General features: G+C 58.8%; 11 protein-coding genes. 2 read left to right on the plus strand and 9 right to left on the minus strand.

Annotation, left to right across the window (positions count from 1 at the left end):
- Positions 1-21: 21 nt before the first annotated feature.
- From QO231_RS05545 to QO231_RS05560, 4 genes are all read right to left on the minus strand, one after another.
- Positions 22-453, minus strand: coding sequence for a universal stress protein (locus tag QO231_RS05545; protein WP_316774109.1), 432 nt, complete (start codon positions 451-453; stop codon positions 22-24).
- Positions 450-3,059: a TRAP transporter permease gene (locus tag QO231_RS05550; RefSeq protein WP_316774571.1), complete on the minus strand. Its 2,610-nt coding sequence runs from the start codon at positions 3,057-3,059 to the stop codon at positions 450-452. The genes QO231_RS05545 and QO231_RS05550 overlap by 4 nt, the downstream gene beginning before the upstream one ends.
- 94 nt (positions 3,060-3,153) lie before the next feature.
- Positions 3,154-4,125: a TAXI family TRAP transporter solute-binding subunit gene (locus tag QO231_RS05555; protein WP_316774111.1), complete on the minus strand. Its 972-nt coding sequence runs from the start codon at positions 4,123-4,125 to the stop codon at positions 3,154-3,156.
- A 261-nt stretch (positions 4,126-4,386) separates the two neighbouring features.
- The gene (locus QO231_RS05560; protein WP_316774113.1) at positions 4,387-5,481 is read right to left on the minus strand and encodes a CaiB/BaiF CoA transferase family protein; all 1,095 of its coding nucleotides are present in this window, start codon (positions 5,479-5,481) and stop codon (positions 4,387-4,389) included.
- 296 nt (positions 5,482-5,777) lie between these two features.
- On the opposite strand from QO231_RS05560, the gene QO231_RS05565 reads away from it, so the two are divergent.
- Complete coding sequence (locus tag QO231_RS05565; RefSeq protein ID WP_316774115.1) at positions 5,778-6,608, plus strand: hypothetical protein; 831 nt, start codon at positions 5,778-5,780, stop codon at positions 6,606-6,608.
- Positions 6,609-6,700: 92 nt separating this feature from the next.
- On the plus strand, positions 6,701-7,384 hold the full coding sequence (locus tag QO231_RS05570; protein WP_316774116.1) for a TIGR02466 family protein: 684 nt from the start codon (positions 6,701-6,703) through the stop codon (positions 7,382-7,384).
- An 84-nt stretch (positions 7,385-7,468) separates the two neighbouring features.
- Here QO231_RS05570 and QO231_RS05575 read toward each other — a convergent pair whose 3' ends face one another.
- The 5 genes from QO231_RS05575 to QO231_RS05595 form a co-directional block, all read right to left on the minus strand.
- Positions 7,469-8,701 carry a hypothetical protein gene (locus QO231_RS05575; RefSeq protein ID WP_316774117.1) on the minus strand — a complete coding sequence of 411 codons (1,233 nt, stop codon included), beginning with the start codon at positions 8,699-8,701 and terminating at the stop codon, positions 7,469-7,471.
- 3 nt (positions 8,702-8,704) lie between these two features.
- Positions 8,705-10,507 (minus strand): cysteine peptidase family C39 domain-containing protein, encoded by a 1,803-nt coding sequence (locus QO231_RS05580; RefSeq protein ID WP_316774119.1) that lies wholly within the window; start codon positions 10,505-10,507, stop codon positions 8,705-8,707.
- Positions 10,494-12,101 carry a hypothetical protein gene (locus QO231_RS05585; RefSeq protein WP_316774122.1) on the minus strand — a complete coding sequence of 536 codons (1,608 nt, stop codon included), beginning with the start codon at positions 12,099-12,101 and terminating at the stop codon, positions 10,494-10,496. Before QO231_RS05585 ends, QO231_RS05580 begins: the two co-directional genes overlap by 14 nt.
- Before the next feature lie 90 nt (positions 12,102-12,191).
- Positions 12,192-12,626, minus strand: a complete 435-nt coding sequence (locus QO231_RS05590) for a hypothetical protein (protein WP_316774124.1) — start codon at positions 12,624-12,626, stop codon at positions 12,192-12,194.
- Between the two features lie 309 nt (positions 12,627-12,935).
- Positions 12,936-15,893 (minus strand): hypothetical protein, encoded by a 2,958-nt coding sequence (locus tag QO231_RS05595; protein ID WP_316774126.1) that lies wholly within the window; start codon positions 15,891-15,893, stop codon positions 12,936-12,938.
- Between the last annotated feature and the right edge of the window lie 59 nt (positions 15,894-15,952).

Consider the following 15,952-nt stretch of genomic DNA (forward strand, 5'->3'; position numbering starts at 1 on the left):
CCCGCGTCCAACCGCGTGGGATCAGCGGACCACGTAGACCGAGCACTGCGAATGGTTGATGATCCGCGCGGCGTTGGGACCCAGCAGAAAATCCTTCATGTCGGGTTTGTGCGCACCGATCACGATCAGATCGGTGCCCGCGTTTTCCGCGACGGTCAGGATTTCCTTGTAGGCGGGTCCGGTTGCAACCACGTGGCGCACGGATTTGTTGCGTTCTTCGCCGAGGGTCGCCAGGCAAAGTGCCTGCAGGTGCTTGGCGGCTTCTTCCTCCGCATGCTTGTGAAAATCGGGCTTGAAGAAACCCGAGACCAGGCTGTTGCCGAAATCGGGCAGCACCGTGATCACATCAAGCTGGGCCCCGTGCATATCGGCCAATTGCACGGCCTCTTTCAGGACCGGACTATCGACATCGCCGTCGCTCACATCAACGGCACAGAGAACGGATTTTGTCATGCGGGATCTCCTTGTCGGGACGCGCGCGCGCGCTGAAGGAAGGCGAGCAATCCGAGCAGGATCAGCGCCGGGATAAAGACCAGTTCCTTGGGCATTTGATCCGCCGGCACCTGAACAATCGCCAGTTGCACGGGTTCATCGCCATAGAAATCAAAGCTGCCCAGATCGCCGGAAGCCGGCGTCCCGAACATCGGCTCATCCAGCTTGGCGATGCCGTCCTCTTCCATGACGATCAGCCCCAGAGCGTCCAGCCTTTCCTGTCCGCTGGTTTCAGGGCCAACGGTCAGCAGCATGGTGGTTTCCTTGGGCTCGCCTGTATCGAAATCAGGTCCGCTGACCACGACGCGCAATTCCCGACCTGTCGGTGCGGTGTCCAGACGCTCGACCAATGTGGTCGGTTCAATCTGCTGATACGGGGGCTGGATCCGGTTCATGAAGAAGTCAGGCCGGAAGAGCGCAAAGGCGATCAGGATCAATACGACGCTTTCATAGATGCGGTTCTTGGTCAGGAACCAGCCCATGGTGCCAGCGGTGAACACAAGAATCGCGATGGTCGCTGTTATGGCGACAAGGATGCCTTGCGCCCACCCGACGTCAATCAGCAGCAAATCGGTGTTGAAGATGAACACAAACGGCAACGCCACGGTCCGCAGGCTGTAAAAGAAGGCCACGAACCCGGTCTTGATGGCATCCCCTCCAGACACCGCAGCAGCAGCAAAGCTGGCAAGACCCACAGGTGGCGTGACATCCGCCATGATCCCGAAATAGAACACGAACAGATGCACCGCGATCAGCGGCACAATCAGTCCCGATTGCGCACCCAGTTCCACCACGACGCCCGCCATCAGCGAACTGACCACGATATAGTTCGCCGTGGTCGGCAGCCCCATACCAAGGATCAACGAGAGAAGTCCGACCATCACCAACATAAGGATCAGGTTGCCCCCCGACAGGAATTCGACCAGATCGGCCATCACCTGCCCGACCCCGGTCAGAGTGACGGTGCCGACGATCACGCCCGCCGTTGCGGTTGCGAGCGCGATACCAATCATGTTGCGCGCCCCGTCAATCAGGCCTTGCCACAGATCGGCAACGCCGTTCATGAAGGTTTCCGTCATGTTGGTCTGACCCCGGAAGATCGCCTTGAGCGGTTTCTGGGTCAGCAGGATCACGAACAGGAGTGTGGTCGCCCAGAAGGCGGACAGGCCGGGTGATTTCTGTTCGATCATCAGGAAGTAGACCAGCACGATGATCGGCAGCAGGTAGTAGAGACCGGCACGATAAATCTCGCTCACAACGGGAAGTTCGACCACTTCGGCATTGGGATCATCGGGCACCAGGTCGTCGGTCCCCGCAGCAAGCCAGAGCAGCGCGACATAGGCCGCGACGACAAGCGCCGAAAGGGTCAGACCGGAGGCACCCGGCATCAGGGCGATGATCGCCTTGACCGGATATTGCACACCATAGCAAAGCAGTGCGAAGCCCACGAAGAACAGAGCCATGCCGCCGATGGTCTTTCCCATCGACACAGCCCGATCGCCCAGGGTGGGCATGTTGGTTTTGACCGCCTCAAGATGCACGATATAGACCAGCGCAACATAGGAAATCGCGGCCGGCAAAAAGGCGTGGGTGATGACCTCGACATAGGAAATGCCGACATATTCGACCATCAGGAACGCGGCGGCACCCATGACCGGTGGCATGATCTGACCATTGACCGAACTTGCCACTTCCACGGCGCCGGCCTTTTCGCTTGAAAAGCCGACTCGTTTCATCAGCGGAATTGTGAATGTACCGGTGGTCACGACGTTGGCGATGGACGAGCCGGAAATCAGTCCGGTCGCGGCAGAGCCGACAACGGCCGCCTTGGCCGGGCCACCCTTCAGGTGGCCAAGCGCGCCAAAGGCCATCTTGATAAAGTAATTGCCCGCGCCGGCCTTGTCCAACAAGGCACCGAACAGCACAAACAGGAAGACAAACTTGGTTGAAACCCCAAGCGCGATGCCGAACACGCCCTCGGACGTGATCCACATGTGGCTCATCGCCTTTTGCAGGCTGGCCCCTTTCCAGCGGATGACATCGGGCACCCACGGTGATGCGCCAAAAAAGACGTAGAGAAGGAAAATCGTGGCGATAATTGCCATGGCGGGGCCAAGTGCGCGGCGCGCGCCTTCAAACAGCAGCAGCAGGCCGAGCAGTGCGAACCACTTGTCGGTGTCATCCGCAAGGCCGCCGGATTTCACAATCTTTTCGTAGAAGAAGAAGCCATACATGGCGATGAACGCACCGAGGACGCCCATGATCCAGTCCTGGATCGGGATGTAATGTCGGGGCGATGATTTCAGCGCGGGATAGGCCATGAACGCCAGAAACAGACCAAAGGCCAGATGGATCGAGCGGTCGTTGTTGATGACCGCACCCGGCAGCACGAGGTTGGAAATGGGCGAGGCCAGAAGCACCTGAAACACCGACCAGACGACCGCGACAATGGCGAGGAACGTGCCGACAGCACCGGCGGGATTGCGCGCGCCTGCATCGCTGGACGAGACCAGTTCCTGCAGTTCTTCTTCGCTTAGAGGGCCTTTGCCCGGCGTATCTTGGGCCATCATTCACTCTCCCTGATCATCGCATTCGTGCGATTTTCTTGTTGTTCAGTTACAAGACAACCGGGGGCAGCGTACCGCCCCCGGCAAAGCTGGTTTATTCGATCCAGCCCTTTTCCTTGTAGTACTTGGCCGCTCCGGGGTGCAGCGGCGCCGACAGACCTGCGGTGGCCATCTCCTCGGGTGTGAGGTTGGCAAAGGCCGGGTGCAGCTTCTTGAAGTCGTCGAAATTGTCGAAGACCGAGGCAACAACCGCGTAAACAGCTTCGTCAGAGACATTCGCGGAGGTCACGAAGGTCGCGCCGACACCGAATGTGGTGACATCTTCGTCAGTGCCACGATACATCCCGCCGGGAATGGTGGCTGTCCGGTAGTAGCTGTTGTCAGCGATCAGCTTGTCGATGGCTTCGCCGGTGACATTCACGAGCACACTGTCACAGGCGGTCGAGGCCTCCTGGATCGAGCCAGACGGGTGGCCGACCGTATAGATCATGGCGTCGATCTGGTTGTCGCAAAGAGCCGCGGCCTGTTCCGCTGCCTTGAGCTCGGTCGCCAGTGCAAGATCGTCAATGCTCCAGCCCATCGCGCCCAGCACGACTTCGGTTGTACCGCGTGCACCCGAGCCCGGGTTGCCGATATTGACCCGTTTGCCCTTGAGATCCTCGAAGCTCGAAATCCCGGCATCGGCGCGGGCCACCACGGTAAAGGGTTCCGGATGCACCGAGAACACCGCGCGCAGATCCTCCATCGGGCCATCGGCCTCGAAATTCTCGGAGGTGCCGTTAAAGGCATGGTACTGCCAGTCAGATTGCGCGACGCCGAATTCCAGCTCGCCCGCGCGGATTGTCTTGATGTTGTAGACCGATCCACCGGTCGATTCGACCGAGCAACGAATGCCATGCTCTTTGCGGCCCTTGTTCACAAGGCGGCAGATGGCACCGCCTGTCGGATAGTAGACCCCGGTCACGCCGCCGGTGCCGATGGTGATAAACTCTTCGGCCATGGCTGCCGGTGCCATGAATGCCGCTGTGACCAACGCACCCAGCGTCAGCTTTGATTGATATTTCATCCAGATTCTCCCGTGTCAAATTCTTGGTCAGACGAAGGTAGAGGGGTTGACGGCTCCATATTCCGGCGGCGATACGCCGGCCCGATTTTCTCAAACTATCAGCTATTTAAATGGTGCCTCATCACCCCTCCCGAAGTCTCGGAGGGTTCCACCGGTGGCCTGCGTTGTCAAGTCTGCTGCACAGGCAGGACAACAGGGAGTCTCAACCGACACCCGCACGGCATGGAAAACGGGCCGGTCGCGCCATTTCAGTGCGCCACCTCAACCTCCGTTTTCGTCAAGTTCGGCAATAATCTCATCGCTGTGCTCTCCGCGCGCGGGCACCGGACGCGGAGACCAGGCTGCGGCACCGGCAAACCGCGGCGCGGGCGCGGCCTGAAGTGTCCCGCCCGTGTCATGCCAGGTCTGGCGGGCTTTGTTGATCGGATGATGCAAAGACTGTTCGGGCGTCAGCACCGGCGCTACACAGGCATCGGTGCCTTCGAACACCGCCTGCCATTCGCCCAGCGATCGACCTGCGAACAAGGATTCCAGACGCTTGGACAAGACGGGCCATTTCCTGCGATCAAACTGGTCTGCGAAATCCGTATCGTCAGCCAGCCCAAGCAGATCGAGGAACATCGCATAGAATTTGGGTTCCAGGCACTGAACGCTCATGAACCCGCCATCCGAAGTTGCGTAGGTGCGGCTCCAATGCGGGCCATCCAGCAGGCTTTGCCCCCGCTCAGAAGAGAACCCGCCGGATTGCGCAAGGCTCATCAACAGGTTCATCATGTTCGCGGCCCCATCGTAGATTGCGGCATCGACAACCGTTCCGCGTCCGGTGGCGCGCGCGTTCAGGATACCGGCAAGGATACCGACCACGAGATAAAGCGCGCCGCCGCCGATATCCCCGATCAGGGTCGGCGGCGCGATCGGCGGTTGCCCGATTGGCGAGGCGTGCCAGAGGGCACCGGCAAGTCCGATATAGTTCATGTCATGCCCGGCCCGATCCGACAGCGGGCCATCCTGCCCCCACCCGGTCATCCGACCATAAACCAACGCCGGGTTGAGTGCGTGGCACGGTTCTGGTCCCAACCCAAGACGCTCCATCACCCCGGGACGAAAGCCTTCGATCAAGGCGTCCGCCGTTGCAATCAGCCGAAGGGCGGTCTTGCGGTCCTGTGGCGACTTGAGATCAAGCGTGATCGAGCGTTTGCCGCGATCCAGAATGGGCCGCTCCGGCATTCCCGGGGCCGGTTCGCCGGCCGCACGATGCACCACGATGACATCTGCCCCCAGGTCTGCCAACAGCATCCCGGCAAATGGCCCCGGACCAAGCCCTTCAATCTCGACAACTCGAATACCGTTCAGCATGGTTCCCTGCCCCGTTTTGCAATCTGATCGTGATCTTGCCAGATCGGCCACCGCCGTGCATCGACCAAATCACCTGCGATCATTGGAGAGATCCATGGCATGCCAGACACGGCGATATGCCGTTGCGCAAACGGCGACAGGTAAGGAAAACACTACGTTGCGCGAGCCTGCCCGCTTCGCTAGTCTCTTTCTTGTTCAATATGATCGTGTGCCGCTCAAAGCGGCAGCGTTTTTTACAAGTATATGAATTTTAAGGCTTTCGGTGGGAACGCCACCAGACTCCAAGGTGATAGGGTATGTTCACGCGCTTCGCAGAAAAAATCTTGCCGACCCCGGCGTTGTACAGCGCAGGCAGCGTGTTGGCCCTGACATTGTCCTTGACCGCGATCCCGCAAACCACTTGGGCGGCAGACGATTATCCTTTTGATGCAACTGCGGATACCGTCTTTGACATCATTCAGGACAGCGATCCATCGACGTTCGTGTGCCTGGCCTATGAAGGTCGCACGACACGCCAGATGTGGGACAAGCGGCAAGACAATGAATTCGATCTCGAAGTATTCCTCTTCACGGCCCATTTCAGCGACATGCCTGCGATGGATATCATCCTGAACCCGGAGTTCGAAACCCCAGAGGCCGCCCGTGAAGAGGCGGAGAAATACACCCACCGTTTGGGTCGGGTGCCACTGGTGTTCCGTCATGGCATCCGCCAGCTTGGCGTTCACAAGGGCGATCAGGGATTTCATGCGGGCACCGGCAAGGTGTTTGTCTATTCCGAGATGTCCGACCGGCGCATCTCGGAAAACCATCTGGAGGAATCGCTGCTGCATGAAGGCGTGCACGCGACGCTGGATGATCAATATCGGTTGTCGCCAGAGTGGATCGCGGCACAAGAGCAGGACGGCCGGTTCCTGACCCGCTATGCCGCCAGCCGTCCGGACCGCGAGGATTTGGCGGAAACGGCGCTGTTCGCGTATTCCCTTTTGCGTCATCCCGGACGTATCCCGCCGGTCGACAGTGCCGACATTGCGCGCCTCGTGCCCGCACGTATTGCCGTCGTAGAGACGATTCTGAATACCACACCCCAGGTTTCACCGCCAATGCCTCCGCCCGAAGGATGCGAGTGACCCGGAGCCCAACTTGAAGAAATGTATTCAACCAAATGTGGCACTCAAACGGTTGACGTTGTTTGCCAATTCCAAATTTTGAGGAGACGAACATGACCCGAACAATAGCACAGATTGGATCACAGGGTGCGCAGGACGAACTGCGCCGCGATGACTATTTTCCGACATTGGTCTATTCCACCAAGCTGCACGACGCGGAGACGATGAACAAGGAAATCCTGGCCGCGATCCTCGCCGAACGCGAAAAGGATTCAAAAGGGATCGAACGGTCCAATTACCGGTCGCTCGGGGGCTGGCACAGCCACAACAATCTGCACAAGGATCCCAAATTCAGCCGCCTGACCAAGCGGATCAACGCCATGCTGGCGGGCATCGGCGACAATCTCGGCTATGACACCGGGCGCGATCTGAAGGTTTCCACGATGTGGTCAATCACCAACCCGCCTCTCAGCTCCAACCGCGCCCACATTCATCCCGGCGCTTTGTGGAGCGGTGTCTATTATGTCCAGGCGCCCGAAGGCGCCGGCGCGATCGATTTTGTTGATCCCCGCGTGGTGACGATCATGAACGCGCCGACGTACATCCCGAAGAAGCGCCGCAAGACCGAGTGCTGGAGCAAGGTCAAGGTCAAGCCCGTGCCCGGCAAGATGTTGTTCTTCCCAAGCTGGCTGTATCACGCCGTCGATCCGAACCTGGCGCAAGGCGATGGTCCCGAGGCCGAGCGGATTATCATCAGCTTCAACATCAACCAGTTCAAGAAGCCCACCAAGAAATAGACCAATTCAAGAACGGCAAAACGGCCCCGGCGTGATCCGGGGCCGTTTTCTTGTGGTGGCATTCCGTTGTGATCGCGGGTGTTGTTACTTCGCCGATGCCATCAACCGTCTGTTGGCGATCTGCGACAAGGCGACGGTGGATTTGGCAATGCTGAGCAGAACCACCACAGGCGCGACAGAGAACAGCGATGTCGAGACCAGGGAGTCTGACAGCGTGATCGACATTTTCTGAAAGCCGGCCGCAATCGGAAAGGCGTATGAGGCAAAGATGATCAGAAACGCGATACCCATGCCCAGATCCTGTGTCAGACGAAACCGTGCATGGGTTTCACGCACTTTGCCCTGCATATCTCCATAGCGACGCAACCTGTCACGCAGGACCTCCTTCTTGGCGGTCCTGAGCGCAACGGGCGCAAGGTGATCGTTGGACGCCCGAAACGACAGGAAAGTCTTTTCGAGCCGGGTCTCTGCACGGTCATAGGCCATGCCAAGTGCCCGCAGGATGCCACGATCCCCGATGGTCAATGTCACGATGATCAACGCCACGATCACCCCGATCACGACCAGAGGCGAGATGAAATAGACGAAACACAGCAAGAGCAGAAAGCCGAAAATGACAGCCTCTTCCTCGCGCTTGCGATCGTTCTCGCGCAGGATCGAGGTCAGGTTGTTAACCGTCAGAGGCGCGTGTTGCGCCGCGCGATACTCGAATTGAAACTGTTCGCGAACCCGGATCAACCCCTCTTCGCTGAGTGTCTTGCAGCGGGCGCGCAGCCCCACGGCAATCAGCCCGATTCCCGCAGCCAGCGCAAAGATCAGGGCAAACGGTTCGATCGCGCGAATCTCCACGCCGCGCCGCACCGCATAGAACAGCACGATGATCGACATGACGGACAGAACCTTCGAGATCAGCCTATAGGCCTTCATCTCGCGCTGTTCGCTCTGCAACAGCGCGTTCAGCCGCTTTGTCAGGCTCGGAACGTCAGAGATGTTACCCAGGACCACGCCGCGCAATTCGATGATGGCGCAGGCGGTGTCGCGAACCGGAACCGGAAAACGCCGCACTGTCCGCCATTCGCCGGACGCCGGGTGCCAGCGCGCCAGCTCTCCCTGGCCATCCCGTTGCAGAAAACGGAGCGCATAGCCGGCGCGCGGTGCTTCGTCGGGATCATCGGTCACAGACCATTGCGCTGCAGTGATGCTGCTGCCCTTGGGATCGGAAAAAAACACGTCCATAGGCAGTGGCGCCAGTTCGGGCGGAACCGTCGCTTCACGGTAAGGCCAGATATCACCAAGGATCGGATAGCTCATGCTCATGTCTCAGGCCGCCTCCACCAGTGTCAGTTTCCGCATTGTCAGATGTCCGGCACAGTGCACCCCGGAATCCTTCAGCCGGGCTTGCAAATCCTTGAGCACAAGCCGTTCCCGGAAATCCCAGAACACCGGAAAATCACCGGGGGCACAGCTGTGCAGGTCACGCAACAAGGTATCTTCGAGCCCCTTGTCGAGAATTGCGCGGGTATCCTTGGGCACAGGAAGCATGGTGCCGGGACGGGACTCCCGCGCGATCATCAGATGTTCGAAATCGGCCAGCGTTGCGTCTTGTCCCGGGCCAAAGATGCGCACCACACCGATATGGTCGGGGCGTTCGTCCGCAGGCAGGTTTTCAAGCGCCTGACGAACGACATCGGCCATGATCAAACGTTGTTCGCGCACGGTAAGATCCGGCTGTTGCAGGCCGCGTGTCAGGGGCGTAATGCCTTCGATCCGGGTCAGGCCGGAGGCATGTTTCACCTTGAGATCAACCGGTCCCATCACTCGCTGACGGCGCAGCGGGACCTCGCTGGCGGTGAGTTCGGACACCGGTTTGCGCGCGGCGAGACCCGGCGCGATGGTCATCACCCGCCGGAAATCGAGTGGCACGATCTGCATCGCGGCGAGGATCCAGAACATCAACGCCACCGGTGGCAGGGCCCCGACAAGAACGGCCAACCCGGCGACACCGATCACCATCCATTTCGCAATCTCGCCAAAGAGATCGGGGGCCGACAAGGAGTTGAGCATGTCGACACCCAGACCCAGCTTGCTGTAGCGGCCAATACCCTTGCGCACCGAACGGCGGCAGACATTGACGTCATCGAGCTGAACGACGACGAGCAGGATGCCGAACAGCACGAGGTGCGCAACGGCGACATACGGGCTGAGAAAACAAAGCAGTGCCGGCACGGCGACAAAGGAACCAAGGGCTGCCGGAACCTGGGACCGTTGCGGTATTGCGACGCTGAGGCCACGCCGCAACGCGCCTGACACTTCGTGTTCGGGGCGGCCCCGAAAGCCGCTGAGATCCCTGCCCCGCACCGCCGTGCGCAGAACGCCGCTCCACAGGCGGTTCTGATTGCGACGGATCCATCCATCCTCGCCCTCGAATTTGACCTGATGCGCCACCAGCAGCAATACACCGCAGACGCCGATCAGCCCAAAGGCCATCAACAGTGACGGGAAACTGGCCTGGTTCAACACGAGATAGAGCACCGCGACCAGGCAAAGCAGGATCGCACACTCCAGCAACCGGGTCGCAAAGCCGACGATGAACAGGGCCACGGGTTCGACGCTCCGCCGCCTTGCCGCACCAACCGGCTTCGAATGCTCCTGTCGTGCCGGAAGAGTCCGGGCATCCGACGGTTTTTGAACTTCAAGAAGGCTGCCGGAATAGAGGCTCGCGAAATCGGCCGTCGGGTAATACACCGGACCCATTGCCGGATCAAAGACCAGAACGCCCTCTGCGCTTGCCCGAAGCAGCACCACATAATGCTGCTGACGCATATGCAGGATCGCCTTGCCCTTGATCTTGCGAAGGCTTGTTGCGGGCACCTTCAGCGCTTTGGCGACAAAGCCGTGACGATCCTGAAAGTAAAGGCGCAGGGCTTCCAGGCTGGTACCGGTGCGGTCGGAATCCATGTCTTCGACAGCCTGTACCGCATTCGCCGGACGCCGAAACAGATTCAGCAGCGTGAGTGCGCTGGCCACGCCGCAATCGGTGCGTCCGGTCTGCAGGACAAAGGCGCGGCGTCTGGTCAGGAGGGTCCAGACAGAGGCGATCCAGAAGAGGCTAGATTGCAGCATTTCGGGCCAACAGGAAACTGAAGAGGGATTGCCGCGCCAGCGGGAAGCTGAGATGCACCACCGCGCCGGGCAGATGGTCGATCTGCTGGGCCGAGCTTTCGCTGACACCGACAACGACCTGCGAGAGCACACCGCGTTTGATGATCTTGGTCGCAAGCGAGGCATTCCCAAGCCGGATCCCAAGCTCCTTGGTGTCAACGGTCGAGAAATCCCGATCGAGCAGAATTGCATCAAACAGGATGTCCGACCCTGTCCGCGTATCGCTGATCGAGCCACGCACGGCCTGACCCGGGCGCAACACAACCGCATGTCGGTTTTCGAGGAACCCAACGATCTCATGCGCTTCGGCCCCGTCAGCCGCAGGATCGGCCGCCTTGGGCAGGTTGATGATTGTCGTCACCAGCACGGGCAGATCATTCTCGGTGCGGGCCATGGTCGACGACACCGTCAGACGCGCCTTTAGTGGTTCAGCAAACTCGGCAAACACCGAGATAAGCTCAAAAGACCCGGCGGTCTGCCGGTCAATGCGCACATCGCGGATCGCAAGCCCTGCATCAGTCAGGACGTCCTTGAACCGGGTCTGATCTGCCGGAAGCGGCAAGATGATCTCGCGGCCATCATAGCGCAGCTGAATCGATCCGGTTTCGGGCGTGCCATAAATCAGCATGAACAGGCCAGAGACTTCCTTGCCGGTGGCGAGCAGGCGCAAGGCATCGCTCTTGTCCACATCCGCGCGGCTTCCCTGGAGTGTGCGCATATCGAGCGATATCCCATCGGAAATCGCCACCTGCGGCACGACGGCCTTTGCGAGATAGCGTGCAGCGGCCTCCGAGCGGGTCGTCTGGCGCAACGTTTCCAGCTCCTTCATCTGCATCTTCAGATTGTCGAGCCGCTCGGTCAGAATTTCGACTTCTGCAGCGTCGATGGAGTTGTCATATCTCAAATCATTCAAGGTCTTGACCATGTCCAGAACCATCTTGTCTGATGAGAACTTGGTGCCTTTGCTCGTAATCACGGCCAGGCGATCACCCTGAATATCGTCCATCATCGACGCCAGCTTCTGCGCAGGCAACGCGGACACCTCGCCCGAGCGTTTGACAAGGTCCTCAAGGCGGGCGATCTGCTCCAGGCGCGCTTCGTTCAGCTCATCGATGTCGGATACGTTGTCTGCATTGAAGGATTGCAAGGCTGCGAGGACTGCCGCGGTGTTGTCCTTGAGGTCGGTGCGGGCCGCCAGACGTTCCGTCGTCGCGGCCAGTTTTGCGCGATCACGTCCCAATTCGACCTGAAGTTTGGAGACCCGCTCCAGATGATCGCTCTCGATCTTGGCAAGTTCGCGGCGCATGGTTCCTTCCAGCAACCCGTTATTCGCCACCGCCGTCCGATCAACAACGGCCGTCACGATCTGGCCCGGCAGGAAGCGCCCATCCTGCGATGGGTAATGCACCACTACGCCCGGTTCAGTTGCCCGAATGGTCCGCACGCCGCCCGGGTTTACGACCAGACCAAACCCGTCGACCGAGAATGAGACCGGGACATAAAAAACGCCCAGGGCGGCCAACAGAAGTCCGACGGAAACAGAAAAGAGTTTCATGGGCTTAACACCTCATCCTAATGCGTTGACAAGACGCGGGCCTGCCAATCACCTCAATCGCAGCACATGCACTGGGTGCGGACTGAGCCATCACAACGCCTCCGGATCGAGCTTCTTGGTGTGATACTCGGCAATCACCGAGCGCAGAATTGCCATCAGCGTCATGATGTCGGTTTCGATCTCGACGGCCGGAGGAATGGTCGGATCATCCACGGCGCGCACGCCATCTGCATCGATCAGCAGCGAGCGCCGATGCCGCCCATCCACCAGGAACGCCACATGCCAGATGTCGCGGCCCGTCTTTGCGAAATTGTCTGCATAAAAGAAACGAGGAAGCAACTCTGCAATCATCAGGTCAAGCTTTTCCGGAGTCGTCAATGCGTTGAACTTCAGCCTCTCGTTGATCTCTCGGTCAAAGCTGTTGGCGGCTTCCAAAGTCGGGCGAAAGCAGGCCGCAATCCGGGCTCCATCCGGTTCCATTTGCAAAGTGGCCCGTCCGGCCACGATCGCCGTGTTCAGCGACATGGATTTTACCGCGAAACCTGATGCTTGATCGATGAACTGCATAACCGTGCCTTCGTCTTTGCATGCGTTGCGTTGCCAAAAAAATCATGCGTCCCAATACCCGGAACTCCAGGGCTGGAACGAAAAATGCAGGGCCATTGCCGGTCCTGCATCGTGGGCCGGGGTCGCCGTTCAGGCGGGTCCGACCAGAGCGGAACTGCTCGCAGGGAACAGATCCGAGGGGCATGAGAGCGTCTGCGTCTGGTGACGCAGGGCGATGGATGTCTTTGCAAAGAACACCGCCCTGCGCCCCGTTAGCTAAACGGTCTCTCAGACACCTGCGTCGAGGTCATCCAGACCACCGGCAAGGTCGGCACCAAAGAGGTCATCTGCATCATCACCTCCCGACGCGCCACCGGCATCAACCGCACAGGCATCCGTTCCGCAGGCATCGGTTTCGTCGCTGCCTCCATCGGCACCACATGCGAACCCGGCTGCAGCAGGCACACCTTCGTCGCCCTCGTCGCCTTCATCGTTCGGCGTGAACTCGTCTCCTTCGTTGCCTTCGTCAGCACCGGACTCGTTGCCTTCGTCATTTTCGTTGCCTTCGTTGCCTTCGTTGCCTTCATCGGCACCGGACTCATCCCCTTCGTCGCCCTCGTTGCCTTCATTGCCTTCGTTGCCTTCGTCTGCGCCAGGCTCGTCACCTTCGTCGCCTTCGTTGCCTTCGTCGCCTTCATTGCCTTCGTCGGCGCCAGTCTCATCGCCCTCGTCCCCTTCGTTGCCTTCGTTGCCTTCGTCGCCTTCATCATCGGGGTTGCCGTCTTCATCGCCCTCGTTGCCTTCATCGGCACCTGTCTCGTTGCCTTCATCGCCTTCGTTGCCTTCGTTGCCCTCGTTGCCCTCGTCGGCACCGGACTCGTCACCTTCGTCGCCTTCGTTGCCTTCGTTGCCTTCGTTGCCTTCATCGGCACCGGATTCGTTGCCTTCGTCGCCTTCGTTGCCTTCGTTGCCTTCGTTGCCTTCATCCTGGCCGGCACCGATGCCCTCGTCACCTTCGTTGCCTTCGTTGCCTTCGTTGCCTTCGTCGTCCATGACGTTTTCGTTGCCTTCGTCGCCTTCATCATTCGGCGTCGCATCCTCGTTACCTTCGTCGCCTTCGTTGTTCTCGTCGGCTTCGTCGCCTTCGTCGCCTTCATCCTGTTCGTCATCTTCGTTGCCTTCGTCGTCCTCGTTACCTTCGTCGTTTTCGTCGTCTTCGTTGCCTTCATCACCTTCGTTGTTCTCGTCGCCTTCGTTGTTCTCATTGTCCTCGTTGTTCTCGTCGAACTCGTCGAACTCGTCGCCTTCATCGCCCTCGTCGTTCTCGTTGCCTTCCTGAAGGCCACCGAAATTCTCGTTGCCTTCATCACCCTCGTCGGATTCGTTACCCTCTTGCAGGGGCCCGATATCCTCGTTGCCTTCGTTGCCTTCGTCGCCTTCGTCATTCAGGCCAGGGATCGCAGGCTCGTTGCCTTCGTCGTCTTCGTCGCCCTGGTTGTCTTCGTCGCCCTCGTTGCCTTCGTTGCCCTCGTCGGATTCGTCCCCTTCATTGCCGGTGAACACGCCTTCGTCGCCTTCATTGCCTTCGTTGTTTTCGTTGCCTTCGTCGTTTTCGTCGCCTTCGTCTTCTTCATTGTTCTCGTTGGCTTCGTCGTTTTCGTCGCCTTCGTCGCCTTCGTCGTTTTCGTTGCCTTCCTGAAGGCCGCCGGTTCCGTCTTCGTTGCCTTCGTTGCCTTCGTTTTCGTTGTTGTAGACATCCGGATCTACGAGCACCTCGTTGAATTCATTGCCCTCGTCGCCTTCGTCGCCTTCGTCGTTTTCGATGTTCTCGTTGTTTTCGTTGCCTTCGTCGCCTTCGCCGCCTTCATTGCCTTCATCGCCCTCGTCGTCTTCGTTACCTTCATCCTCGAAATCCAACAGGCTCTCATTGCCTTCGTTGTCTTCGTCGCCTTCGTTGCCTTCGTCGTTTTCGTTGCCTTCGTTGCTTTCGTTATCTTCGTTGCCTTCGTTGCCTTCGTCGCCCTCGTCACCCTCAAAGCCGTTGCCAACGAGGTCGTCGACTACAAGGGTTTCGTTCCCCTCGTTGCCTTCGTCGTTTTCATCATTCTCGTCATTTTCGTCGTTTTCGTTGTTCTCGTCGTTTTCGTCGCCTTCGTCGTTCTCGTTGTTTTCGTCGCCTTCGTCGTTTTCGTCGCCTTCGTCTTCCTCGTTGCCCTCGTCATCCTCGTCGTTTTCCTGGAAGACTCCGATATTTTCGTTGCCTTCGTCGTTCTCGTTGTCTTCGTCGCCTTCATCACCTTCGGCGTTTTCGTTGCCTTCGTTGCCTTCGTTGTTTTCGTTGCCTTCGTCGCCGTCGTTGTTTTCGTCGTTCTCGTCGCCTTCGTCACCTTCGTTGTTTTCGTTGTTCTCGTCGCTCTCAAAGCCCTCGTCGTTTTCGTCGCCTTCGTCGCCTTCGCCGCCTTCGTTGCCTTCGTCGCCCTCGTCGTCTTCGTCGCCTTCATCCTCGAAGTCGAAGAGGCTTTCGTTGCCTTCGTTGTCTTCGTCGCCTTCGTCACCTTCGTCGTTTTCGTTGCTTTCGTTGCCTTCGTTGTCTTCGTTGCCTTCGTTGTTCTCGTCGGCCTCGTCGCCTTCGTTGCCTTCGTTGCCCTCGTCGTCTTCGTTGCCTTCGTCGTCTTCGTCGAACACTACGGTTTCTTCGTCGCCTTCGGTGCCTTCGTTGCCTTCGTCGCCTTCGTCGTCAGCAAACTGGTCGAACACGGTTGTGGCTTCGTTTTCATTACCTTCGTTGCCTTCGTCGTCTTCGTCGCCCTCGTTGTTTTCGTCGTTTTCGTCACCCTCGTCGTTTTCGTCGTTTTCGTTGCCTTCGTCGTTTTCGTCGTTTTCGTTGTTTTCGTCGCCTTCGTCGCCTTCGTCGTTTTCGTCGGCCTCGTCGTCTTCGTTGCCTTCGTTGAATTCGTCGTTTTCATCGCCTTCGTCGTTTTCGTCGTTTTCATCGCCTTCGTCGTCTTCGTTCCCCTCGTCGGCCTCGTCGTCTTCGTTGCCCTCGTCGTTTTCGTCGCCTTCGTCGTCTTCGTTCCCCTCGTCCGCTTCGTCACCTTCGTTACCGGAATTCTCGGATTGCTCCGGATCCGGGATCGGCATGCCGCCGGTGATCGCGCACGCTTCTTTGGATGTCAGTTCGTTGATGTCTTCAGCCTCGGCATCAGTGACGGCCGTCGTAGAACGCAGGATTGCGAAAAGTGTCATAGTCTAGATCTCCAAGTTCAAAAAATGAGACAACCCAAGGGCCGCTCCCCATTCGCCAG

This window comes from Sedimentitalea todarodis (genome assembly GCF_032595355.1).
Taxonomy (GTDB): domain Bacteria; phylum Pseudomonadota; class Alphaproteobacteria; order Rhodobacterales; family Rhodobacteraceae; genus Sedimentitalea; species Sedimentitalea todarodis.